The organism is Parasutterella secunda (assembly GCF_016901835.1).
GTDB classification, from domain to species: domain Bacteria; phylum Pseudomonadota; class Gammaproteobacteria; order Burkholderiales; family Burkholderiaceae_F; genus Aphodousia; species Aphodousia faecavium.
This window is the reverse complement of the sequence record NZ_JACJKX010000005.1, coordinates 20,923-45,332: the sequence shown is the minus strand read 5'-3', so window position 1 is coordinate 45,332 and position 24,410 is coordinate 20,923. Positions and strand designations below refer to the sequence as shown.

At 50.4% G+C, this 24,410-nt stretch carries 23 protein-coding genes; 11 read left to right on the top strand and 12 right to left on the bottom strand.

Going from position 1 to position 24,410, the window contains the following annotated elements:
• Positions 1-29: 29 nt before the first annotated feature.
• From hybE to yacG, 10 genes are all read left to right on the top strand, one after another.
• Positions 30-530 (top strand): [NiFe]-hydrogenase assembly chaperone HybE, encoded by a 501-nt coding sequence (gene hybE, locus H5985_RS03845; RefSeq protein WP_205049998.1) that lies wholly within the window; start codon positions 30-32, stop codon positions 528-530.
• A gap of 1 nt (position 531) precedes the next feature.
• Complete coding sequence (locus H5985_RS03840; RefSeq protein ID WP_205049997.1) at positions 532-1,602, top strand: hypothetical protein; 1,071 nt, start codon at positions 532-534, stop codon at positions 1,600-1,602.
• On the top strand, positions 1,602-1,946 hold the full coding sequence (gene hypA / locus H5985_RS03835) for a hydrogenase maturation nickel metallochaperone HypA (RefSeq protein WP_205049996.1): 345 nt from the start codon (positions 1,602-1,604) through the stop codon (positions 1,944-1,946). The genes H5985_RS03840 and hypA overlap by 1 nt, the downstream gene beginning before the upstream one ends.
• A gap of 31 nt (positions 1,947-1,977) precedes the next feature.
• Entirely contained in the window at positions 1,978-2,790 is an 813-nt protein-coding gene (gene hypB, locus H5985_RS03830; RefSeq protein WP_338124952.1) for a hydrogenase nickel incorporation protein HypB, read from the top strand.
• Between the two features lie 12 nt (positions 2,791-2,802).
• Positions 2,803-5,139 carry a carbamoyltransferase HypF gene (hypF, locus tag H5985_RS03825; protein WP_205049995.1) on the top strand — a complete coding sequence of 779 codons (2,337 nt, stop codon included), beginning with the start codon at positions 2,803-2,805 and terminating at the stop codon, positions 5,137-5,139.
• A gap of 23 nt (positions 5,140-5,162) precedes the next feature.
• Entirely contained in the window at positions 5,163-5,405 is a 243-nt protein-coding gene (locus tag H5985_RS03820; RefSeq protein WP_205049994.1) for a HypC/HybG/HupF family hydrogenase formation chaperone, read from the top strand.
• Positions 5,405-6,544 carry a hydrogenase formation protein HypD gene (gene hypD / locus H5985_RS03815; RefSeq protein ID WP_205049993.1) on the top strand — a complete coding sequence of 380 codons (1,140 nt, stop codon included), beginning with the start codon at positions 5,405-5,407 and terminating at the stop codon, positions 6,542-6,544. The genes H5985_RS03820 and hypD overlap by 1 nt, the downstream gene beginning before the upstream one ends.
• A gap of 11 nt (positions 6,545-6,555) precedes the next feature.
• Positions 6,556-7,605 (top strand): hydrogenase expression/formation protein HypE, encoded by a 1,050-nt coding sequence (gene hypE / locus H5985_RS03810; protein WP_205049992.1) that lies wholly within the window; start codon positions 6,556-6,558, stop codon positions 7,603-7,605.
• A 191-nt stretch (positions 7,606-7,796) separates the two neighbouring features.
• Positions 7,797-8,426 carry a dephospho-CoA kinase gene (gene coaE, locus H5985_RS03805; RefSeq protein ID WP_205049991.1) on the top strand — a complete coding sequence of 210 codons (630 nt, stop codon included), beginning with the start codon at positions 7,797-7,799 and terminating at the stop codon, positions 8,424-8,426.
• Positions 8,423-8,662, top strand: a complete 240-nt coding sequence (gene yacG / locus H5985_RS03800; protein WP_205049990.1) for a DNA gyrase inhibitor YacG — start codon at positions 8,423-8,425, stop codon at positions 8,660-8,662. Before coaE ends, yacG begins: the two co-directional genes overlap by 4 nt.
• Here the strand turns inward: yacG and H5985_RS03795 are convergent.
• Positions 8,655-9,512, bottom strand: a complete 858-nt coding sequence (locus H5985_RS03795) for an NUDIX domain-containing protein (RefSeq protein WP_205049989.1) — start codon at positions 9,510-9,512, stop codon at positions 8,655-8,657. The two genes, yacG and H5985_RS03795, sit on opposite strands and share 8 nt — an antisense overlap.
• A gap of 64 nt (positions 9,513-9,576) precedes the next feature.
• Positions 9,577-12,354 carry a preprotein translocase subunit SecA gene (gene secA, locus H5985_RS03790; protein ID WP_205049988.1) on the bottom strand — a complete coding sequence of 926 codons (2,778 nt, stop codon included), beginning with the start codon at positions 12,352-12,354 and terminating at the stop codon, positions 9,577-9,579.
• Between the two features lie 226 nt (positions 12,355-12,580).
• On the opposite strand from secA, the gene H5985_RS03785 reads away from it, so the two are divergent.
• Entirely contained in the window at positions 12,581-13,033 is a 453-nt protein-coding gene (locus H5985_RS03785; protein WP_205049987.1) for a hypothetical protein, read from the top strand.
• Positions 13,034-13,037: 4 nt separating this feature from the next.
• Here H5985_RS03785 and H5985_RS03780 read toward each other — a convergent pair whose 3' ends face one another.
• The 10 genes from H5985_RS03780 to murD all read right to left on the bottom strand — a co-directional run bounded on the left by H5985_RS03780 (position 13,038) and on the right by murD (position 24,405).
• Positions 13,038-13,688 (bottom strand): LysE family translocator, encoded by a 651-nt coding sequence (locus H5985_RS03780; RefSeq protein ID WP_205049986.1) that lies wholly within the window; start codon positions 13,686-13,688, stop codon positions 13,038-13,040.
• 88 nt (positions 13,689-13,776) lie between these two features.
• Entirely contained in the window at positions 13,777-14,688 is a 912-nt protein-coding gene (gene lpxC, locus H5985_RS03775) for a UDP-3-O-acyl-N-acetylglucosamine deacetylase (protein WP_205049985.1), read from the bottom strand.
• A gap of 14 nt (positions 14,689-14,702) precedes the next feature.
• Positions 14,703-15,968: a cell division protein FtsZ gene (gene ftsZ / locus H5985_RS03770; protein ID WP_205049984.1), complete on the bottom strand. Its 1,266-nt coding sequence runs from the start codon at positions 15,966-15,968 to the stop codon at positions 14,703-14,705.
• Positions 15,969-16,111: 143 nt separating this feature from the next.
• Entirely contained in the window at positions 16,112-17,404 is a 1,293-nt protein-coding gene (ftsA, locus tag H5985_RS03765) for a cell division protein FtsA (protein ID WP_205049983.1), read from the bottom strand.
• Positions 17,401-18,219, bottom strand: coding sequence for a cell division protein FtsQ/DivIB (locus H5985_RS03760; protein ID WP_205049982.1), 819 nt, complete (start codon positions 18,217-18,219; stop codon positions 17,401-17,403). The genes ftsA and H5985_RS03760 overlap by 4 nt, the downstream gene beginning before the upstream one ends.
• A 24-nt stretch (positions 18,220-18,243) precedes the next feature.
• Positions 18,244-19,212 (bottom strand): D-alanine--D-alanine ligase, encoded by a 969-nt coding sequence (locus H5985_RS03755; RefSeq protein ID WP_205049981.1) that lies wholly within the window; start codon positions 19,210-19,212, stop codon positions 18,244-18,246.
• Between the two features lie 9 nt (positions 19,213-19,221).
• The gene (murC, locus tag H5985_RS03750; protein WP_205049980.1) at positions 19,222-20,622 is read right to left on the bottom strand and encodes a UDP-N-acetylmuramate--L-alanine ligase; all 1,401 of its coding nucleotides are present in this window, start codon (positions 20,620-20,622) and stop codon (positions 19,222-19,224) included.
• Between the two features lie 31 nt (positions 20,623-20,653).
• A complete protein-coding gene (gene murG / locus H5985_RS03745; protein ID WP_205049979.1) occupies positions 20,654-21,736 on the bottom strand; it encodes an undecaprenyldiphospho-muramoylpentapeptide beta-N-acetylglucosaminyltransferase in 1,083 nt (360 codons plus the stop codon).
• Positions 21,737-22,948, bottom strand: coding sequence for a putative lipid II flippase FtsW (ftsW, locus tag H5985_RS03740; protein ID WP_205049978.1), 1,212 nt, complete (start codon positions 22,946-22,948; stop codon positions 21,737-21,739).
• The gene (gene murD, locus H5985_RS03735) at positions 22,945-24,405 is read right to left on the bottom strand and encodes a UDP-N-acetylmuramoyl-L-alanine--D-glutamate ligase (protein ID WP_205049977.1); all 1,461 of its coding nucleotides are present in this window, start codon (positions 24,403-24,405) and stop codon (positions 22,945-22,947) included. Before murD ends, ftsW begins: the two co-directional genes overlap by 4 nt.
• Between the last annotated feature and the right edge of the window lie 5 nt (positions 24,406-24,410).

The following is a 24,410-nucleotide window of genomic DNA, read 5'->3' as shown; positions in this document are numbered from 1 at the left end:
CTGAAAAAAAGCTTTTTTAAGAGGTTGTTGTGCTTGACCGTAATCATTGCCCGGCCGGTGAATTCGAGGCCGAATTTACCCGAATTTATAACCAGCACATGAAGAGTCTGCCCATCTGCAACAACCGATTGCAGGTGAGGGCTATTGACTTTCAGCCGTATAGGAAACACTGGATCGGAGCGTTAGTGACTCCTTGGTCAATTTTGGTCGTGCTTGCCCGGGGCGAGTATTCAACGTGGCCTGACATTTTGGAAGGGAAAATTGCTCCTGTTACCCTTCCAGCTGGGCAATTCAGTTTTCTTGGCATGAAAAGTGAGCGCCTGGGGTCTTTTTTATCCTGTTCGCTGATGAGCCCGGTCGATCCTCTTTATAACCAAAGAGCGGCTGAGAATTTTGCTGCCCGGGCACTTAACCTAATGCTCAGTACCTCTTCGGAGCTTTCTGAAAAGGAGAAAATCAAACCGGCAAGTCTGCCGCAATCTCTGTCTCGACGAGATTTCTTCAGCCCCGTACCAAAGGAGGTGAAGTAAATTGCATAGCCCCGATTTGACCTCAGTGTCTTTACTCGTTAAAGAAAAAAATCATGCCCTGCAGGTTGATCTGCATAACCACCGGACTACGGTTATTTCGAAAACCGTTCAATCTCTGGGAGCAGACAAAGCACCTGACATTCTTCGATCGCTACTGGGGCTTTGTCCCATTGCTCAGGTTTGTGCATTTGAAGCTGCCCGAGAAGCTGCCACCGGTCAAACTATCAAAAATTTAAGTAATCGCAACAAACTGATCACCGCCGAGGCTGTTCTTGAAACGATCCGCGTACTGAGCATGGATTTACAGCCCTTTACCATTCACGGGAAAGTGAGCCCGGAGAGTCTTCGAACAATCGGAGAGCTCCGAGGCAGACTTTGGGAGCTATCGAAGTCACCGACTCAAGATAATGTCGCTTTAGAGAACTTTTTAGCCGACCTTAAAGCGCTTGTCATCTTGTGGTTTGCACGTGAAAAAATTGCCATCAATGCCATCAAACACACATTTGAACGGTTCGATGACATGCCTATGAGCGGTCAAGCACTTCTTTTTCCTGAAGAGATTCATAAAAAAGAAATTTTGAAGCTTTTCGTAAACATCCTTCAGGACTATCCTGATTGGGCAGTTTCTCCTCAGTGGGCAGGGGCTCGTATTCCCGGAGCCTTGGCTCGGATCAGAAGCGTACAAAATCAAGGAAGACGCAATGATTTTCGGGTCAGGGACCTGGTGCTGGCAAGACTTGAAGAGCTAAAGAACTACGCCTCAGGTCTGCTACCGGCCTTTACCATTGAGAGCTATTCTTTGGAGCAGGGTTGGGGGGCTGGAGTCGTTGAAACCGCTCGCGGAACACTCATGCATTTTCTTCGCTTTGAAAGCGGACAAATGCAGTACCACATCGTAGCCCCCACTGAATGGGCTTTTCAGGAAGAAAGTCCGATGGTCGAAGTCATGAACCGCTACGCCAATAAAAGAATCGGAGCCGTGAAGTCAATTGTGACCGGTATTAACCTCATAGCCTGCGCCTTTGATCCTTGTACCCGCGTGACCGTTCAGTGGCCTCAAAAGGAGGTCTGATGCACGAATTATCCATTGCCGAAGGCATCATCGAGATTGTGCAACGAACGGCACAGGCTAACCATGTCAACCGAGTAAAAAGCGTGCGCATCGCTGTCGGTGAGCTTGCCGGAGTTGATATTGAAAGTCTGCGCTTTGCCTGGCAATCCGTCACGCAAAACGGTTGTGCTCAAGGTGCCGAACTCGTTATTGACAGGCCACCCGGCAAAGCCTGGTGCATGGACTGTTCACTTGAAGTGCCCTTAAAACGCTACGGAGAAGCTTGTCCACACTGCGGCGGATATCACCTGACAGCCACCGGCGGAACTGAATTGAAAGTCATTGACATTGTGGCCGATGACTAAAACGAATAATTAGTTGAGAATAAGGAGTTCAATGATGTGTACGACATGCGGTTGCGGCGGCAACCACCCTCATACTCATACGCACGTCGATGAAAACGGCAATCTCATCACGCACACGCACGAGCATCATGAACATCAGCACGGAGAGTCGGACTTGCACTCTCACGATGCGGCTGTCGGCACCGAACGCGCCATTGCGATTGAAGAAGACATCTTGTCACGCAACAATGCGGTGGCCAATGAAAACCGTGACTATTTCCGACAAAAGCATATCCTCGCCCTGAATTTTGTCTCCAGTCCCGGCTCGGGCAAGACAGAGCTACTTTGTGCAACGATTAAAGCTGCCGGTGAGAAACTCACCATCAGTGTCATTGAAGGCGACCAACAAACCAGCAATGATGCCGAGCGGGTTCGGGCTACTGGTGTTCAAGCCCATCAGATCAATACGGGTAAGGGCTGTCACCTTGATGCCGAACAGGTTCGTCACGCACTCGGCCATATGCAGCTGTCCGATAACTCAGTGCTCTTTATTGAAAACGTAGGCAATCTCGTCTGCCCTGCCGAATTTGATCTCGGCGAAGCCCATAAGGTAGTCATTCTCTCGGTAACCGAAGGCGAAGACAAACCGCTCAAATACCCCGACATGTTCAGAGCGTCCGACGTGATGATCATCAATAAGGTCGATCTTCTTGACTACGTCAACTTCAATATCGAAGCCTGTGAAGAATATGCCCGGCGAGTCAACCCGAAAATTCGGATTCTCAGAGTTTCCTCAACCAAAGGCGATGGGCTCGATAAATGGATCACGTGGCTTGAAGCTCAAAAAACCTTGGCCAGCCTATAACGGGAAAAAGCCATGATCGCAAAATTTTTCCGTATTAACGGATTGGTTCAAGGAGTCGGTTTTCGACCGACGGTCTATCGCATCGCCAGAGAACTCGGACTCAATGGCGAAGTATTTAACGATGCTGAAGGAGTCGGGGTGGTACTCGAAGGTGAAGACAACCAAGTATTAGCTTTTCCCGAAGCCATGCGTCAAGGTAAACCGCCTCTGGCCCGTATTGACTACATACACATGTCGGATACACCGGTTAAAGGCTACACAGACTTCACCATTACCGAAAGTCAGGAAGGTAAAGTCAAAACGGCTATCACGGCTGATGCTGCCACGTGTAAGGCTTGTCTCGAAGACATGTTTACGCCCGGCAACCGCCGTTACCGTTACGCCTTTACCAACTGCACCCACTGCGGTCCGCGCTTTACGATTACCAAACACCTGCCCTACGATCGGCCGCAGACCACTATGGCACCTTTTAAAATGTGCCCGCAGTGTCAAAAGGAATATACAGACCCCTTGGATCGACGCTTTCACGCTCAACCCAATGCTTGTCCGGTTTGCGGTCCTGAACTTTGCTTTGAAAACGCACGAGGCGAAGCGATTGAAGGCGACCCGATCGATCTGACAATTGATGCGATCCGTGCAGGGAAAATTGTCGCGGTCAAAGGTTTGGGGGGCTTTCACCTTGTGTGTGATGCCCGTAATCCGCAAGCCGTTGCTGAACTGAGACAACGGAAAGGGCGCGATGAGAAAGCGCTTGCGGTTATGATGGCCAATGCAAAAAGTGCCGCACTTTACGCAGAAATCAGTGAAGCTGCACGCTCAATCCTCGAAAGTGTTGCCAGACCGATTGTTCTTTTACCCAAAAAAGCAAACATTGATTTACCGGGCATTGCCGATGGCTTATCCGACATCGGCATTATGTTGCCTTATACACCTGTGCATTGGCTGCTTTTTCATTCATTGGCAGGTAAACCCGATGGTGCTCAGTGGACCGAATCATTGTGCTTAAATGAAATGCTTGTGATGACCTCGGCTAACCGCTCGGGTGAACCTCTGGTCATCGGCAATGATGAGGCCTTGGAGAAACTGTCAGGGATTGCCGATTTCTTCCTTCTTCATAACCGTGATATTCTCACTCGCTGTGATGATTCCGTTGTCCGTATGGTGGGCGAGAAGCCGATCTTCATCCGACGATCGCGCGGCTACGCACCCGAAGCCATCAAGTTTGACCAAGCAATTGAGCCCACTTTTGCCGCAGGTGCCTATCTGAAAAACACGGCTGCGCTCACACGAGATGAGGATGTCTTTTTAACCCAACATATCGGAGACTTAGAAAATACCCAAACCACTGAAGCATACCGAGAGGCTGCTTCTCATCTTGCCCACCTCTATGAGATTAAACCACAAGTTGTGGTCTCCGATGCGCATCCGGACTTTTTCAGCACCCGTTATGCTGCCAAGCTCGCTGATGAAACTCATGCCAAGTTTTTCTCCATTTACCATCATGCTGCGCATATTGGGGTAGCCATGGCGGAGCTCAACCGTAAAGAGCCCACACTCGGCCTTGCGCTTGACGGCGTCGGACTGGGTCCCGGTAAAGAAATTTGGGGTGGGGAGCTACTCATGGTGAAAAGAACCGGCTTTGAACGTTGGGGAACGCTTTTACCCTTGCCGCTTCCGGGCGGCGACATCGCCGCACACGAACCTCGCCGCATGGGCGCTTCGGTCTTGACTCTTCTTAAAAAAGAGTCTCTCATTGAAAAATTTTTCCCCACCCTGCCCAACGCTGCACACTTCGGTTCGCTCGTCACGAATTGCAAACTCTCGCCTGCGAGCTCGTCAGTTGGCAGACTTTTTGATGCACTCAGTGCACTTTTGGGGTTGTGCGACATCCAACACGATGAAGCCCGTGCGGCCATGCTGTTGGAAAGTACGGCCTACAAAGCTGTGCCTCATGTGCATCGCGACGGTTTTGAGATTAAAGGCGGGCAACTGAACCTGCTACCTTTTTTAGACAAAATAGTCTGTGCGCACAGCTCGCTTGACACCCAAAGCGTTTCGCAATGGGCGGCCGACTTTCATGCGACACTGGCATGTGGCTTGGTGCAATTGACGCTCAGAGCCTGCCGACAAACGGATTACAGGGGTCCTATCGCTTTAACGGGCGGCTGCATGGCCAATCGTATCCTGACGGCTTGTTTGGTCAATGAGTTACACGCACAAAACATGGAAAGCTACTACCCGCAGAAGGTCCCCGCCGGAGACGGAGGACTGGCGTTAGGGCAGGTGTGGTTGGCGCATCTTGCACTAGAAGCTCAGGCCGATCAATTTATTTTTGAAGGAGACCGTTGAACACGTTTCATCGGAAAAAGACTATGTGTTTGGCTGTACCGGCAAAAATCATCAAATTAATTGACAGTGAAAATGCTCTGTGCGATTTCAATGGCATAGAAAAAGAGGTCAACGTTTCGTTAATTGAAAATCCCGCTGCAGGCGATTGGGTTATCGTTCATGTGGGTTTTGCACTGAATCGTATTGATTCGGCTCAAGCCCGCCAAACCCAGGAGTTACTCAAAAGTATTGCAGCCGAGGGAAAAAAAGAGGCGGAGTTCATGTAATGCAATACGTAACGGAATACCGTGACCGGGAAAAGGCCGCTGCCCTAAGCGAGGAAATTGCCCGCCAAACCCGCACCGACCGCTCCTACCGTTTCATGGAATTTTGCGGTGGTCACACCCATGTACTGTCGCGTTGGGGACTGACTGACTTGCTGCCCCCAAATGTCAAAATGATTCATGGGCCGGGCTGTCCGGTTTGTGTTTTACCGGTCGGGCGAATCGAGATGGCGATCAACTTGGCATTAACCGAAAAAGTGATCCTTTGTACTTATGCCGATACCTTGCGTGTGCCCACCTCCAAAGGGCTGTCGCTTTTTAATTGCCGCGCTCTCGGAGGGGATGTACGCATGGTTTACTCTCCCATGGACGCCTTAAATCTGGCAAAAAACAATCCCGACCGGCAGGTCGTCTTTTTTGCAATCGGATTTGAGACCACGACTCCGCCCACTGCCGTTGCGGTGAAAACGGCAAAAAATTTGGGACTTAAGAATTTTTCTGTTTTCGTCAATCACGTGCTCACGCCCGCTGCCATGGAGCATATTCTCAAGAGTGCTTCGAAGAACTCTCCGGCGGGCCTTTTAGACGGGCTGGTGGGTCCGGCTCATGTTTCGACTATCATCGGCTCAAATGCCTATGAAGGCTTTGCCAAAAATTGGGAAAAGCCTGTTGTGATCGCCGGATTCGAACCCATTGATATGCTTCTTGCCATTTTGATGCTGATTAAACAAACCAACGAAAAGCGTCACTGTGTGGAAAATGAATTCACAAGAGCGGTAAGCCCTGAAGGTAATTTAATCGCCAAAAAGTTGATGAAAGACGTTTTCACACTTCGGAAGTCGTTTGAATGGCGAGGATTAGGACAAGTGCCATTTTCTGCGCTGAAACTTGCCGACGAATTTCAAGACTTCGATGCTGAAAAGCGTTTCAATATGCCCGAACTTCACAGCCCGGACAACAAGGCATGCGCATGCGGGGCGATTTTACGAGGAGAAAAAGAACCCCGAGACTGCAAGCTTTTCGGTACGGTTTGCACGCCTGCTCACCCGATGGGCGCTTGCATGGTCAGCTCTGAAGGGGCATGCGCGGCCTACTGGCGTTATGCACCCAAAGGTTCCGGAGTTCAAAAAACAACAAAGTAAGAAGGATTCAAATGTCATCCATTAAACCCAGCTACGTTCGCCATCTCGATCTGAAAGGCGGCCGCATCGAAATGACTCACGGTGCGGGCGGCCTCGCGAGTGCCCAATTAATTGAAGAAATTTTCGCACGCCACTTCACCAATGATTGGCTCGATGAGGGACACGACGGTGCGGTTCTCCCGCCCATGAAACGACCTATAGCCGTTTCGTGCGATGCGCATGTGATCTCACCCTTATTTTTCCCAGGCGGAGACATCGGGCGACTCGCAGTTTGCGGCACGGTCAATGATGTAGCAATGTGTGGTGCCAAACCCTTATACATTGCTGCGAGTTTCATCCTTGAAGAAGGCTTTGCTTTGAGCGATCTCAACAAAATCGTTGAGTCGATGGCAAAAAGTGCGAAAGAGTCACACGTTGCCATCGTCACCGGTGACACCAAAGTGGTCGAAAAAGGTCACAGCGATGGCATTTATATCTCAACGACCGGAATCGGAGAAAAAATAACGGATTTCCCGATTTCCGGTAAGAATGCTCGGCCGGGAGATGTGATTTTGATTTCGGGATCCATGGGTGACCACGGAACAGCCATTTTGTCCAAACGGGAAAACATGTCCTTTTTAACAGAAATTGAAAGTGACACCGCCCCCTTAAATGATCTGATTGAAAAAGTGTTGTCAGCAGTCCCCGACATTCATGTCTTACGTGATCCGACTCGAGGCGGATTGGCAGCAACGCTTAACGAAATTGCCCATCAAAGCGGTGTCGGGATTTTTCTGAACGAAGAATCCATTCCCGTTAAACCTTCGGTTGCTGCCGCCTGTGAATTTTTAGGGCTCGATCCTCTTTTTGTCGCCAACGAAGGCAAAGTCATCGTGATCTGTAACCCCAATGATGCACAGAAGGTTTTGCGCATCATGAAAGTGCACCCTCACGGTCGCGATGCAGCCATTATCGGAGAAGTCACACAAGAAAATGCCGGTTTTGTTGAAATGAAAACGCTTCTGGGTGGCCGCAGAAGCGTTGATTGGTTAAACGGTGAGCAGCTGCCCAGAATCTGTTAACGGTTAGTCCAAACAAGACCCACGCCGAATAGGGAAAAAGCGCTCCTGTCTTGTCCTGAAAAAAAAACGTCATTAACTGCATTACGCGTGGCTACCTAGGACATGAGGAAAAACATTTTCTTTTTTCAATTGACGACTCCAAAGAACGTATAATTTGTGAGTCTTTCAATTATTCTTTCATAGGTTTTTTCATGACATGGATTGTGGGCTTGACCGGCGGAATCGGCTCCGGGAAAACTCAAGCCAGTAACGCTTTTGAGGCATTGGGTGTGCCCGTTATTGACACGGATTTGATCAGCCACGCGATCACTGCTCCCAACGGTTTGGCCATTCCTGCCATTCGTGAGGCATTCGGCGATGAGTTGATTGATCCTTCGGGGCGGCTTGATCGAAATAAAATGCGCGAATTGGTCTTTAAAGATCCCGAAGCCCGTCATAAGCTGGAAGCTATCTTGCACCCGATCATCGCTAATGTAACGATGGCCTCGATCTCTCAGCACTCACAAGCCCCCTATGTTGTGCTGGTTGTTCCCCTTTTAGCGGAAAGTCCTCAGTGGATCAGTCGTTGTGACCGTATTTTGGTGATCGACTGTGAAGTTGAAACTCAAGTGGCTCGTGTCATGCAGCGCTCTAAGCTTTCTGCCGAAGAAGTCATGGCCATTATCGCAACTCAGGCTACTCGCGATGCCAGAAAAGCTATTGCCAATGAAGTCATCGTCAATGAGTCCACGGTGGAAGCGCTCACTCAACAAGTGCGTCGATTGCACGACTTTTACCTCAACATGGCGCGCCAGTCGCCTAAATCGAGAGAACCCGTATGATTGTCAAGTGCCCGACTTGTAAGAAACCGGTTGAATGGTCAGAAAAAAATCCCTGGCGCCCGTTTTGCTCGGAGCGATGCAAACTGATTGACTTGGGCGAGTGGGCAAGTGATGCTTACGTTATTCGCGGCAATTCTTACGCCCAAACAAACGAAAGCGAAGCCGACAAACTGGCCCAAGAGCTTTTTTCTCATTTAGAAGAAGAGAAAAAAGACTCTTCAGGCGAGACTAAATAGTTTCAATCCAACCGTGTGCCCCGTGCGGTCTCAATAACTTTTCGTCATTGATCTTTATATTCGTGAGAAAGAGCGGTACGGGGTTATCGGCCATTAAACGAAGCCAGGCGCTTGAAGCAACCCGTACTGCTGGATCAACCCAGGCAAAAAGAGCGCCTTGGGCAGCGATTTCATCCCAACGACTGATATCAGCCTTGACGGCAAAACGTTTATTTTCAATAGCGTCACTGCTTTGGTTGTCATCGACAAAGACGCCGTCGGCTTTGTGCTGAACATCCGCTTTTGCCTCGGCATCCACCCAAATCTCACGAACCCCCAAAGGCGCTAATTTTTCTTTCCAAGTCTCAAATTCTGCGGCGTGCTCACCACATAAAATAGCCCCGTCAAAAGTTCTGCCTTTTTGTGATTCAAAAAAATCCGCCGCCTGAGCCGACTTAATTTTGAGCCAGTGTTTGGGGCATTTGAGCCATTCTCTCAAGGGCTTACTTGCCTCCAGAAGCGGTTCGGGCCATTCATTCGGTGCAAAGAACCCGAACGAGTCCTGTCTTTCGAGTGCTTTGGGCGTACCTCGCCACTTCCAGGAGCGCAGGAAATGAACCCGAACCAAAGCATGCGGATAATCATGAACGATCGTCACCCAAGGAACCGCCTCTGCAATATCAAGGCCCAACTCCTCTCGCACCTCGCGCTTGGCCGCTTCTTCAGCTGTCTCCATCGCTTCAAGCTTTCCACCGGGGAACTCCCACCAACCGCCATAAACCTTGTCTTGCGGTCTGGAATTCAACAGACAACGTCCCTGCTCATCCATCAGGACTGCACAGGCAACCAATGTTTCAATTCGATCTGTCATTTTTCGGCACTTCTGAAAAAAAGAGCGCCCGACTTGAGCGCCCTTAGGTTAAATGTTTCTGAAATCAGTCAATGTGACCGTGGCAATTCTTAAACTTTTTACCCGACCCACAGGGGCAAGGATCGTTGCGAGAAACGCCTCGCCAATCGACTTTATCGAGATCAACGCCGGCGGGTGATATGCCGGTAAAGGACAATTCGTGCCCTTCATCGTCATGCACCACCTTTTGCTTGGCCTGCTGTTCGGCTTGGGCCCGAGCTTGGGCCTGAGCAATTGCCTGAGCACGTTCCAGCGCCTGCTGCTGAGCCCGTTGCTGTTCAGCCATGGCTTCTTCACGAGTCTGGATACGAACAGTCATCAACACACGCATCACGTTTTCGCGCACACGATCAAGCAGCGTTTCAAACATGGAGAAGGCTTCACGCTTGTATTCCTGCTTCGGTTGCTTTTGAGCGTAACCACGCAGGTAAATACCCTGACGCAAAGCATCCAAAGCCGTGATGTGGGCACGCCAGATGCTATCCAAAACTTGCAGCGTCACTTGTTTGGCAAAATCGTGCATAGCTTGAGGACCGGCCAACTCCACCTTTTCGTTATAAATACGATCCACTTCATCGATCAAGGCCTTGAGCAAATCTTCATCGGTGGTTGAGTTACTCTTTTCAAGCATGCCGGCAAAGTCCAGATCAATACCCCACTCACTCTTGAGAATCGTCGTCAAGGTGTTGAGATCCCATTGCTCTTCAACGGTATCCACCGGCACATACGTTCTGAAAAGATCCGTGAAATAGCCATGACGCAAATTGGTCACCATTTCGCTTAAATCGGAACTTTCCAAAATTTCATTTCGCAAGCGGTAAATTTCACGGCGCTGGTCATTTTGAACGTCGTCAAATTCAAGCAACTGCTTACGGATATCGTAGTTGCGGCCTTCGACCTTACGCTGAGCACTTTCGATCATGCGCGTAAGCATATTGGATTCAATGGCCACACCCTCTTCAAGTTTAAGTTTGTCGGCAATCGCACGCATACGGTCACCGCCGAAGATTCTCAGTAACGGATCTTCCATCGAGAGGTAGAAGCATGACGAACCCGGGTCACCCTGACGACCGGCACGACCACGCAACTGGTTGTCAATACGGCGGGACTCATGGCGTTCACTGCCGATGATTCGAAGACCGCCTGCGGCCACCACCTTGTCGTGTTCGATCTGCCACTCGGCTTTAACCTTTTCAATCTGAGCCTGTTTTTCCTCTTCACTCAGATCGGGATTGGTCTTAATGTCATCGATATGTTTATTGATGCCACCGCCCAAAACGATATCGGTACCGCGGCCAGCCATGTTCGTAGCAATCGTCACTACACCCGGGCGGCCAGCTTCCAAAACAATCTGAGCTTCACGTTCGTGCTGCTTGGCGTTCAACACATTGTGTTTGATTCCTTCTTTATCAAGCAGTTGGCTGAGCGCTTCAGAGTTTTCAATTGAGGTCGTACCCAACAGAACCGGTTGCTGGCGCTTGTTGCATTCTTTGATGTCTTCAATGATCGCGCGATACTTTTCATCGACCGTGCGGAACACCTTGTCTTGCTGGTCATCACGAATCATCTTCTTATGAGTCGGAATGACAACCGTTTCCAAACCGTAAATATCCTGGAATTCGTAGGCTTCCGTATCAGCCGTACCGGTCATACCAGCCAGTTTTTCATACATACGGAAGTAATTCTGGAAAGTGATCGAGGCAAACGTTTGGTTTTCCTGATTGATCTTGACACCTTCCTTAGCTTCAATGGCCTGATGCAAACCTTCGGACCAACGGCGACCCGGCATCAGACGGCCCGTGAATTCGTCCACGATGACGATTTCACCGTTTTGAACCACATAGTGCTGATCACGCTTAAATAGTGAATGCGCTCTCAAAGAAGCCATCAGGTGGTGCATCAAAATAATGTTTTGACCCGAGTAGAGGCTTTGTCCTTGAGGGATAAGGCCGCGTTCAGTCAGGATCTGCTCGATGTGTTCGTGGCCTTGTTCGGAGATATAAACCTGGTGCGCTTTTTCATCAACCCAGTAATCCCCTTCACCCTTTTCCGTTGCCTGACGGGTTAAAAGAGGCGGGATATCGTTGATCTTGGCATAGAGCTCAGTGTTGTCGTCAGCAGGCCCTGAAATAATCAAAGGGGTACGAGCTTCGTCAATCAAAATGGAGTCCACTTCGTCGACAATCGCATAGTGCAGACCGCGTTGACGACGATGATGGATGTCGTACTCCATGTTGTCACGCAGATAGTCAAAACCAAACTCGTTATTGGTACCGTAGGTAATGTCTGCAGCGTAGGCCTGGACCTTTTCTTCATTGGGTTGTTGGCTGTAAATCGTTCCGACAGTCATCCCGAGGAAGTTGTAAACTCGGCCCATCCATTCGGCGTCACGTTTGGCCAAATAGTCATTGACCGTCACCACATGAACACCCTTACCCGGCAGAGCGTTTAAATACACAGCCAAGGTTGCGGTGAGCGTCTTACCTTCACCGGTACGCATTTCAGCAATCTTGCCATCGTTTAACACCATGCCGCCGATCAACTGTACGTCAAAGTGGCGCATCCCCAAAACACGTAAACTGGCTTCACGAACAACGGCAAAAGCTTCAGGCAGTAATGCCTCGAGCGTTTCACCTTTTGCGAGTCGATCACGGAATTCTTGAGTTTTGCCTTTGAGCTCTTCATCACTCAAAGCTTTGATCGTCGGTTCCAACTTATTGATCGCAACGCACTGACGACGGTACTGTTTAATCAAGCGGTCATTGCGACTGCCGAAAATTTTCGTTAAAAGCTCAGAAAACATCTTTTTTACCCTGTGCGAGAGTGATCAGACACTTCGCGTTCTTGTTAATTTTGACGACAACTTTTGTCAATGAGACAAACCATAGCTCGAGATTATCGCATATTGACAGATCAATTTCGCTTTGAAATTTCTTAGTTTTTTGAGTTTTGCGAGCTTTTTTTGTAACTTTTGTGCTCATTTCTCATTGGCAAGCTATCTATGAGAAAATGCCGATCAGAGGAAAATCATGTACGGTCTGGAAAATATCAAAACAGTTTTTAATTCACTCGACGGTGACTCTTTTATCGCTCGTCAAATGGTGGCATCCAAAGTGACACTGGTGCTCGAGCATGCCTGCCGTAAAAAACGTATTAACATCGATTTTCAGCATTGTGTGCATATTGAATGCTCTGCTCAAGGCATCATCATCAACACAACCACGGCAACCATTGCCAATCGCCTCAAACAAATTCAACCGACACTGGAAAAAGCGCTTTTTGATATCGGTTTAAATTTCCCGATTCAGGCAATAAGAGCCGGCAAAATCAAACCACTGCCCGATTTTGAACCCTATCCTAAGGACGCCCCCCGTGTGGCCCAGCCCGGAGCCTCTGAAGCCGTCTACGCCAGTGCCAAACGCACCGAAGATGAAAACGTCCGTAAGGCGTTGGAAAGACTCGCCGAAGCGTTAAAGCTCTAGTTCTCTAGAGAAAATCGCTCACTGCAAATCCCAGTACTAAAAAACCGATGATGAAAAATACGCAGGCGGTCGCCCGATTAATGATCTGAGAGCCTTTTGGCCCTGAGAAAAAGCGTCTGGCCCTTTCAGCCAAAATCGAATACATCACCAAATTGATGAAAACCAAAACGGCGTAAACAACAATCATCAGAACAGACTGTGCTACATAGGACTGGGCCGGGTCCACAAATTGCGGCAAAACACTGATACCGAAAATGATGGGCTGAGGATTGCATAAAGAAATCACTACCCCTTTTGAAAAATTGTTCCAGGCATCTTTCGGCACTTGAGTTTCTGAAGCAGGCCCTTGTTGATCGCCTTTTGTTCCGAAATGCATCCCGGGCTTATGCCAACTGCGCCAACCCAAATAGAGAATGAAGAAAGCACCGCAGATTTTGATTATCGAAAAAAGAGTGGGACTGGAAGCTAAAATAACGCCCATTCCGGACATGGCTGCCGTAAAAAGCAGTGCAATACCAACAGCCTGACCTAAAGCAAAAAATGCGGTTTTATGCCACCCTTGCTGCAAAGAAAGCACAATGGCAAAGATCACACCCATGCCGGGCGAGAGAATGTTTGCTAAAGACGTGATCAGAAAAAGCGTGAAAAGAGACATCAAATGAGCCGTTTTCTATCGGTTTGCCACAATCAGGATAGTACTCCGATTGGGCTCAATTCGAAAAAACGGCTCACCCGGATGCCAATCACATGGCTTTGACCTTTTCAAAAGAGAAATCCTTGGGGGCATCATTTTTTTCAAACGTTGCCCATTCCCAAGATTCGGGATCAGCCAAAAGCGCACGCAGCAATTTATTATTGAGACCATGACCTGACTTATGGGCGCTGTAACGAGCCAAAAGCGGATGGCCTAATACATAAAGGTCGCCCATTGCGTCGAGAATTTTGTGTTTGACAAACTCATCCTGACTACGCAACCCCTCGGGATTGAGTACCCTATACTCATCCATCACCACCGCATTTTCAAGCGTACCGCCCTGAGCCAAACCGATTGAGCGCAGCATCTCCACATCCTGCACAAAGCCGAACGTACGGGCGCGGCTCACCGAGTGCGCATAATCGACGGTAGAGAAATCAACCTCAGTAAATTGCTTTGTACTGTCGATGGCAGGATGGCCGAAATTAATGCTAAAGGCAAGCGAAAAACCCTCGTGAGGCTCAAGCTGCGCCCACTTGTCCCCTTCAGTGACCCGAACCGTTTTAGTCACGCGAACAAAACGCTTGGGGGCGAACTGTTCAACAATGCCTGCGGCCTGAATAAGAAATACAAAACTCGCGCCTGACCCATCCATAATGGGAATTTCCGGCGCATCCACGTCCACGTAGCAGTTATCGATCCCCAAGCCGTTAAAAGCACTCATTAAGTGCTCAATAGTGGAAATCTTGACCGGACCTTCGTTTAAAGTGGTCGCCATTCGGGTGTCATTGACGCGGGTGGCTTCAGCAGGCATCACGACCGGCGGATCCAAATCGACTCGCGAGTAAACAATGCCGGTATCGGGTTCTGCCGGTCGCAAAGTTAAATGCACCTTGCGACCTGAATGCAGGCCAATACCCACCGTACGGACGACTTTTTTAAGTGTTCGTTGTTTAAGCATAAATAAATGAGTGCTTACTTCGTGTCGTGGCGGATGGCCCACCAACCCTTTTCCCACTCATCCTGAGTCTTTTCCTCAGCAGCGGGTTGCTCGGGTTTCGTTTCAACGACGGGCGTCGACTTTTCCTCTGCTGGCTTAACCTCAGCCGGCTGTTGCGTTTCATTCAAAGTGCGCACAGGTTGCTGAGTGGATCCGCCCGGTTGCGAAGCAGGCTGGCGAGACTGCCAAGGATCGGCCTGCTTAGGCTCATCAAAAGTACGCTTATTGGATTCCCAAACCGAAATTTCTCCGTCAGGCTTATCAATCGGAGCGACCTCTTTTTCCTTGCCGCCATCCAAGCCGGTGGCCACCACCGTCACACGCATAGAGTCACCCATGCTGTCATCGTAGGCAGAGCCGTAAATCACTTGAGCGCCCTTAGCCGTGAAGTTGGTGATGATATTCATCACGGTCTTGGTTTCCTTCATCTTCATCGTCTCTTCACTGGCGGTGATATAGACCAAGACGCCACGAGCGCCGTTGAGCGTCACGCCTTCAAGAAGCGGACAAGCCACGGCATTTTCAGCAGCAATGCGAGCACGATCGGGACCGGAAGCCATGGCTGAGCCCATCATCGCGGTACCGCGTTCGCTCATCACTGTACGAAGATCTTCGAAATCAACACCGATCAAACCCGGAGTTTGAATAATTTCCGTAATGCCTGCACATGCCTTGAAAAGAACATCATCAGCGGCTGCAAAGCATTCACTCACGGAAGCATCTTCACCTAATTCGTCTTCAAGCTTATCGTTGAGAATCACAATCTGGCTATCAACACATTGCTTGAGTTTCACCAAACCTTCTTCTGCGCGCTGCATACGCAAAGCGCCTTCGTAACTGAAGGGCTTGGTGACGACTGCGACCGTCAGAATACCCATTTCACGGGCAATTTGAGCCACAACAGGAGCGGCTCCCGTTCCCGTGCCGCCGCCCATACCGGCTGTGATAAACACAAGGTTTGCGCCCTGCAGAAGTTCTCTAATACGATCTTTGGCTTCAATGGCAGCCTGCTCACCGACTTCGGGACGTGCGCCGGCACCCAAACCGGTTTTACCGATTTGCAGCGTTGCATGAGCCCGTGAGTGCGACAAAGCCGTGTAGTCCGTATTAATTGCAATAAATTCAATGCCTTGAGCACCACGCTCAATCATGTGTTCCACGGCGTTACCACCGCCGCCACCCACACCGACAACCTTAATCACCGTCTGGCGAGGATCATTATCACTGAGTACTTCAAACATGGGAATAGGCCTCCAAAACCAATCCCATAATTATGTATGAAGTAAGCGTTTTTTGCTTAGATTTTCAACAAAAAATTTCAATGTTATTAGGGACTTTTCGAGGTCTAGCCCGAACTGTCGGGCTTGGCAGGGATATGACAAAATCAGTATTGTCCGATAAAAAACTCGACGACGTAGCGTTTGGTTTTGGACCATAAGGAATCATCGGAAGCCGCAGCCTCTCCTTCATCCTCTTCGCCTTCTTTAAATCGCATGGCTTCATAGCTGATGAGGCCCATGACTGCACTTTCTTTGGGAGAATTCAAACCGATGCAGGCATCTCCCGTGTAACGCGAGCGCCCCAGGCGTGTGCTGAATGTGTAAGCCAAAGGACCGGGCATTGAGGAAAACAGCTCCGTAATACCCACCAATAAAGCCGAACCCCCGGTCAAAACAATTCCGCCCGGCAAGGTATTGCAAGGCATACCGTTTTGAGACACGTACCAACCGGCTTCAAAGAGCTTTTCGCCGATCGCCATATTCAGGTTTCGGACTTCGCGATAGACAACTTGTGAGATGTCTAATTTGGAATACTTTTTATTGCCCTCTTCCAACGGTGTGCGATACAAAATCACATCCGCATCTTCGGGGCGGCAGCGCAAATCCACCTTTGTTTTAATCGATTCGGCTTCCTGCATCGTACAGTGCAGATAACCGCTGATGCGTTGAGTGATACGTCTGCCGCCGTAATTGAGCGTAAAAGTAAAGCGAGGATGACCGCCTAAAAAGACCGCCACATCGGTTGTGCCTGCTCCGAAATCAATGACAACAACCCCATTTTGCATCTCATCCTGAGTCAAGACAGCATAACTGCTTGCCCAGGCTTCTGGCAGAATCTGAGTGATATCCATCCCACTTCGGCGGATGACCTTGGCACGATTAAGCGCACTTGTTGAATTGGTGACGGCCGAGTGAAGATGAGCCGAAATTCTTGAGCTTTTGGCATCGAGCGTATTCTGAGCCGTGAGCTCATCGTCTTGATTATCGAGTGTGTAGTAGAGCAGGTCCGATTTAATGAGCTGCTGATCGTCGCGCAATTCAAGAGCGTCCTGAGCCATGCTTTGGACATTTTTCATGTCCATTGCCGTCACCGTGCGGCCTCTTAAAGGCATCTCCGCACTGGAGTCTTTCCCTTCCAGGGATTTGCCGGAAATATTCGTGCACACGTCAAGGCTCGGCATCTTGCCTGCAATGCCGAACGCTTCGACTAAAGCCGCTTTCACCTGAGGCAGTGCCTCTTCCGGACTGATGACATTGCCGTCGAGCACGCCTTGAGATTCGGCACGTCCCTGGGCCAACACCCGAAACGTTCCGTCTTTGTATATCTCGGCTACGACAGCAAGGATTTTGCTCGATCCGATATCCAATGCGGTGATAACTTTTTTATTTTCTTTCATCGCGCACTACTTTGTCTGTTGGCCTCTGCAATAGACTCAGCCGCTTGCCGACGTCCGGCCTGCGAGCGGTATATCCGCAGACTCTTTTCGGGCAGCGTAGCTGAGAAGGCCAACTCATACCTGGCGTCAATACTCGAGGGCGCCCCTTTCATTAGTTTCACTATATCCGGATATTGTACGATAACCACACCGAAACGATCTTCAAGCGTCCAATCCTCGTGCTCAACTCCCAACTCAATGCGTGTAGGAGGAATTTTGTCGGAAGCAATGGCCAATGCCCAGCTGTTACGGTCATTGACGCTCACTTCTGTCACGCGCGCTTTAGGCATCACCACCTGAAGCATTTTATTGAAGCGTTTATATCGGCGCGTAACTTCCTGGACCATTTCCGAAGGTCCGAAAAATTCAGGCAGCGCCATAGGGTTATCGACCTCTTCAGGGTTGGCGGCAAAAAGTTCTCCATCGACAGAGACAAGCCTGCCGTCTTCCCAAAGCGCCAATGCCTTGTACTCTTTGATTTCAATATTGATTTTGTCAGGCCAAACCCGCCTGACGTTAACCGACTTCACCCAAGGGGCTCTCAGAGCCGCTTCGCGAATGGCATCCAAATTGATATTGAAAAAAGTTCCGTTTGTGGTGTTACCCAAGGCCCTTCGAAAATGTACGGACGAAATATGGTCAATCTCTCCGGTCAATTCCACGGCACGAATGGTGAAAAACGATTCCGCATAACGAGGAAAGCTGCTCACTGCGACCGCAGCAAGCAGCAGGAGCATCGCCAAAATAATCAGAACCGCTTTAAAAAAACGCTTCATGCAAAAAAAGACCGACGCTTAGACCTAGGGGCGTACAAAATCCAATTTTGCTTCGGCCAAAACCTGAAGCACCAGTTCCTTGTAGCTTAAGCCTGCATTTTTCGCAGCAAGCGGCACCAAAGAGTGAGCCGTCATGCCGGGCGAAGTGTTCATTTCCAACAGGCAGAACGAACCGTCATCGGCCAAAATGAGGTCAATACGGCTCCAGCCGCGGGCGCCCAAAGCACGATAGGCACTCAGGCAGGCACGCGAGATATCTTCGCGCAGATCGTCAGAAAGCTTAGCCGGGCATTCATAACGGACGTCGTTCGTGAAGTACTTGTTCTGATAGTCGTAGTCTCCGTCAGGAGCAATGATTTCAATGATGGGTAACACCTTGGCATCTTGCCCGGACCCCATCACGGCAACCGTTAATTCTCGACCGAAGATACGTTCTTCAACCAACACATGGCGATCCAGGACAGCCGCTTTTTCAATCGCAGCGTGCAACTCTTCAATTGTGGCATCCTTGAGCTTTGTCAAGCCGATGCTCGAGCCTTCACGGGCGGGTTTGACCACCAGGTCGCGTCCCAATTCCTGCATGACATAATGCAAGTCACTGTCAAGCGACACGAGCATGCCCTTGGGCGTCGGAATCTGGCGTTCACGCCAAATTTGCTTCGTGAGATTTTTGTCAATTGCAATGGCGCTTGTCTTCACACCCGGTCCTGTGTACGGAACGCCCAAATATTCCAATACGCCTTGAATCGTACCGTCTTCACCGTAGCGGCCGTGCAAAGCGATAAAGGCGCGATCATAGCCGCCCTTTTCCAACTCAGAAACCTTTTGCTCCTGCGGATCAAAACGCGTGACATCGACCCCGGCTTCGGTCAAGGCATCGTAGACACCCTTGCCACTCATGAGCGAGACTTCACGTTCGCTCGACATACCGCCCAAAAGCAGCACCACCTTACCCAAGCTTTCAGGTTTAATTTCTTTTTTCGTTTCTTGCATTTGTTTTCCTTACTTTTCCGAGATACCGGCACGTGCTTTCAAACGACCGGGCACACCTCCGACGCTACCCGCACCCATGGTCACGACCACATCTCCGTCCCGGGCTAATTTCATAATGGCCTCGTCCATTTCCGCAGGGGTGTCGACAAAGACGAGCTCCGTCTGACCGACAATACGGATGGCACGAGCCAACGAGCGCCCATCGGCTCCTACAATGGGGGTTTCGCCTGCCGGATACACATCGGCCAAAACCAAAGCCTCAACACTGCTTAGTACTTTCACAAAGTCCTCAAAGCAATCTCTGGTGCGAGTATAGCGATGCGGTTGGAAAGCCACCAAAACCCGACGTCCGGGGAAAGCTCCACGCACGGCTTCAAGCGTTGCTTTCATTTCATGCGGATGGTGACCGTAGTCATCAATGAGAGTGAAGTGGCCGCCCTCAGGCAAAGCAATCTCTCCGTAGCGGCTGAAGCGCCGCCCCACACCGGTAAAGTTTTCAAGAGCCGTCTTGATACTTTCATCGGAGACATCGACCATCGTTGCGATGGCAATCGCCGCAAGACTGTTTCGGACATTGTGCATGCCGGGCAAATTCAGGCGAACATCCAGAGGTTCGCGTCCCTGTCTTAAAACCGTATAACACATCTGAGTGCCTTCGGCTCGGATGTTGATCGCGCGCACATCGGCCTCTTCAGAAAGACCGTAGGTCACCACCGAACGGGGTACGCGGCCGATGATGGAGCGTACATTTTCATCATCCAGACAAAGCACCGCTTTCCCGTAAAAAGGCAGACGAGTTAAGAAATCGACAAAAGCCTGCTTGAGTTTATCGAAGTTATGATCATACGTATCCATATGGTCTGCATCGATATTGGTCACCGCCGCAATAACGGGCGACAAGTAAAGGAACGATGCATCGGACTCATCGGCCTCGGCCACAAGAAATTCGCCTCGGCCCAAACGGGCATTGGCGCCGGCTGAATTCAATCGTCCCCCGATCACAAAGGTGGGATCGAGGCCCCCTGCGGCCAACAAGCTTGCAACCAACGAGGTGGTGGTTGTCTTACCATGAGCGCCGGCAATCGCAATACCGCTTCTGAAGCGCATGAGTTCGGCAAGCATCACGGCTCGGGGCACCACCGGAATTCTTGCTTGGCGTGCCGCGACGACCTCAGGGTTATCGGGCTTAATGGCCGAAGAGATCACAACCACATCAGCCCCTTTGACGTTTTCCGCGCTGTGCTCATGGAAAATCTCCACGCCCAGACCACTTAAGCGTTCCGTGGCAGCATTGGTTGCCATGTCGGACCCGGTCACCTTGTAGCCAAGCGTGACCAACACCTCGGCAATACCGTTCATACCGGTGCCGCCGATGCCTACAAAATGAATCTTATTGACCGCAAATCGCATTGTTTTTGCCTTCAAAAACTCAAAACTTAAACTAGTATTTTGCCAAACGTTCAATCGTATCGGCTACTGTCTTGGCAGCTCCCCGTTTAGCCAGGCTTCTGGCCTTGACTGCCATTTTGACTAAATCGCTGCGATTGAGGCTACTCAGTTTCTCATAAAGACTGTCGGGCGTGAGGTTTTTCTGTTCCAACAAAATCCCTGCCCCTTCATCCTGCATATAGCGGGCATTACCGAGTTGGTGTTGGGTAGTGGAAACAACAAAGGGCACCAAAATAGCCGGAATTCCGCCTGCCGTAAGTTCGCTCACTGTTGTCGCGCCTGCGCGACACACCACCACATCGGCCTCACGATAGGCGCTTGCCATATCGTCAATGAAATTAATCACGTTGGCTTCAATTCCGTATTTGACATAAAGCGCTTTAACTTCTTCAACAGCATTTTTACCGCACTGATGGGTAATGATCGGCCGCGTTTCATCATCGAACTTAGCCATTGCTGCCGGCAGCGTTTCATTGAGCACCTTAGCTCCCAGAGACCCCCCGAACACCAAAAGATGAAGTCTGCCTGTGCGATTGGCATAACGCTCTTCGGGTTCCGGTAAAGCCAGAATATCTTCCCGAACGGGGTTACCGGAGACGACGGCTTTGCTGCCAGCCCGATGCGCACACTCACCGTCAAAGCCGCACATCACCGCTTGTGCCCAAGGCATCACGGCTCTTACGCTCATGAGGCTGCCCGCATCGCAATTCATCATAATGAGGGGCTTATTTTTACATCTGGCCCCGAACGCCGCAGGCACAGCAATATAGCCGCCTGTGGAAAAGACTGCACTCGCCTGTCTCTTTTCAACCAATCCTTTTGCGGCAAAGCAGGCTTTCACGAGCTTTAGAGCACCCGTGATCATGTGTTTGAGCCCTTTGCCCCGCATGCCGGTAAAGTCCAGCGCATCAAATTCAATATTTCGTTGACCGACCAAGCGCGACTCCATCCCCACCGGCGTTCCGATCCAGGAGACAGTCCAACCGCGCTTTTTCATTTCTTCGGCCACGGCCAAGCCGGGCATAACGTGTCCGCCCGTTCCGGCTGCCGCAATAATCAAATGTTTTGTCTGCATCTACCGTCTCCTCTTTCCTCTCATCAGAAGGCGATTTTCATAATCAACCCGCAGTAACAGGGCTAATGCACAGAGTGTCACCACTATAGACGATCCGCCGTAGCTCACAAGCGGAAGGGTCAGACCTTTGGTCGGAAACACGCCGATTGCCACACCGATATTAATGAGCGCCTGCACGCCGATCCAAACCCCTACCCCCTGCGCAACCAGGCCTGAGTAAATCAGCTCCAATCGCACGGCCTGTCGACCGATCTCAAAAGAGCGACGCACCAACCAATAAAACAGTAAAAGCACAACCGTAAATCCCACGAGCCCTAATTCCTCACCGATCACAGCGAGAATAAAGTCGGTGTGCGCTTCAGGCAAATAGTGCATTTTTTCGACACTGGCGCCGAGCCCGACGCCGAACAGTTCCCCGCGACCGAAAGCAATCAGCGAGTGCGTGAGCTGATAGGCTTTACCTAACTGGTTTTCAATATCCCACGGATTAAGATAGGCAAACACACGGGCGGTACGCCAGGGCGAAAGCGCAATGGAAGAGACAATCACGGTCAAAATCACAATGCCGAAGGGAATGATGATGCGCCAACTCAAGCCCCCGAGGAAAACCACACCCATCACAATAGCACTGATCACCACCGTCGCTCCCAAGTCAGGCTGCAAGGATAAGAGCATGGCCACCATGCCGATATAGAGCATGACAGGAATCAGGCCTCGCGTATAGGAGTGCATGTACGCCTGACGCTTCACTACAAAGTGCGAGATCACCAAAACGGATACAAATTTGACGACTTCCGAGACCTGAAGATTAACAGGGCCGAATCCGATCCAACGGGTCGAGCCGTTCACCTCATGCCCTAACCCGGGGACGAACACGGAAATGAGCAATAAAATGCCCAATGCGCCTAAGGGATAACTTAACGTGTACCAGCGGTGAAGCGGCATTTTGAAAACAAAAAAGGCTGCCACCATCCCAATGACAATGTAGATGGCATGTCTGACGGCAAAAAAGCCCTCGGAGGTTTGATATTTCGGTGAGTCCCCTAAAGAGATGGAAGCCGAATACACCATCACGAGCCCCAGAATCAAAAGAGCCGTAATGGTGGCAATGACGCTGTAGTCAATCGATGAAATGGTCGCAAAAGAGCTTCTGGTCGTCCAGTCCCCGCTTTTTTTCTCTTTTTTTTGAAAAAGCTGCTTCAGACTAATCATTGCTGATTTTCACCGGCCAGGGCCTTTGCACTGGCAATAAAAATAGCGGAACGTTCAGCGTAATCTTTAAACATATCCCAACTGGCGCAGGCAGGCGACAAAAGCACACAGTCATGGGGCTCGGCCAGATCGGTGGCCTTGCGCACAGCCTCGGGCATGTCTTTTGCATGAACGATCGGGTACGTCGCCCCGGCAAGCGCCTTCTCAATCAAAGGCGCATCGCGCCCGATCAATACGGCTCCCCGAGCATATTTGGCCATGGATTCGGCAATGGGAGCAAAGTCCTGTCCTTTTCCATCACCGCCCAAAATTACCACCAAGCGCGAGCCGCGAGCACCCAATCCTTCGAGCGCCGCCACCGTTGCCCCGACATTGGTTCCCTTACTGTCATCAATGTAATCAATGTCATTGACGGTCATCACGTATTCAACGCGGTGAGGTTCGCCCTTGTATTGAGACAAGGCTCGCAAAGCGTCACTGATGGAAAGGCCCGCTGCATAAATCAAAGCAAGGGCTGCGAGCGCATTCATGGTGTTGTGGCGACCACGAATATGCAAAGCCTCTTCGGGCATCAAGCGTTGCAGCACATGGCCTTCGAGTACCTTGCGTTTACTGAGCTGAACCGAGTCATCCTCATTGAACGCCAGCCACAGGATGCCGTCGCTTTCAACCAACCCCCATTCATTGGAGCGAGTAGGCTCGGACGCACCGAAAGTGAAAACGCGCCGGTCTTCAACGGCAAAATTCATCACCGTTGCATCATCACGGTTGAGGATACGGGCCGTTTTTTCGTGAGCAAAAATTCTTGCCTTGGCCGCCACGTACTCATTCATGCCGCCGTGCCAGTCCAAGTGATCCTGCGTGATATTTAAAAGCGCCGCTGCATCGGGCACTAAACTCGAGGTGGTTTCAAGCTGAAAACTCGATAACTCCAACACCCACACATCGGGCAGGTCATCTGCCTCAAGGTACCGATCCAACTCTCTGACGGCATTGGGACCGATATTGCCTGCTGCGACTGCTTTTAAGCCACCGGCAGCCGCCATCTTCGTGGTCAAAACCGTTGTCGTCGTTTTGCCGTTGGTACCCGTGATGGCAATCACCTTAGGCTCATAGCCTTTTTGAGCTTTCAAATTGGCTAATTCTCTGGCAAAAAGCTCGATTTCTCCCACAAGCTCAATCCCCATCGAGCGGGCTTTTTCAACAAGGGGCGTCACAGCCGAATGCCAGGGGCTGATGCCCGGAGACATCACAAGAATTGAAACACCCTCAAGGCTATCCTGAGCCCGACTCAACTCTACAAAATCAAAGCCCTCGGTTCCGGCCAGACGCCCCAAAGCGGGCGGCTGCTCACGAGTATCGGTTGCCGTCACCTGCCAGTCGCGTTTGAGTAAAAACTGGGTACAGGCCTCGCCCGAAGCGCCCAAACCGACCACTAAAGCTTTCTGTTTTTGCATCGTTT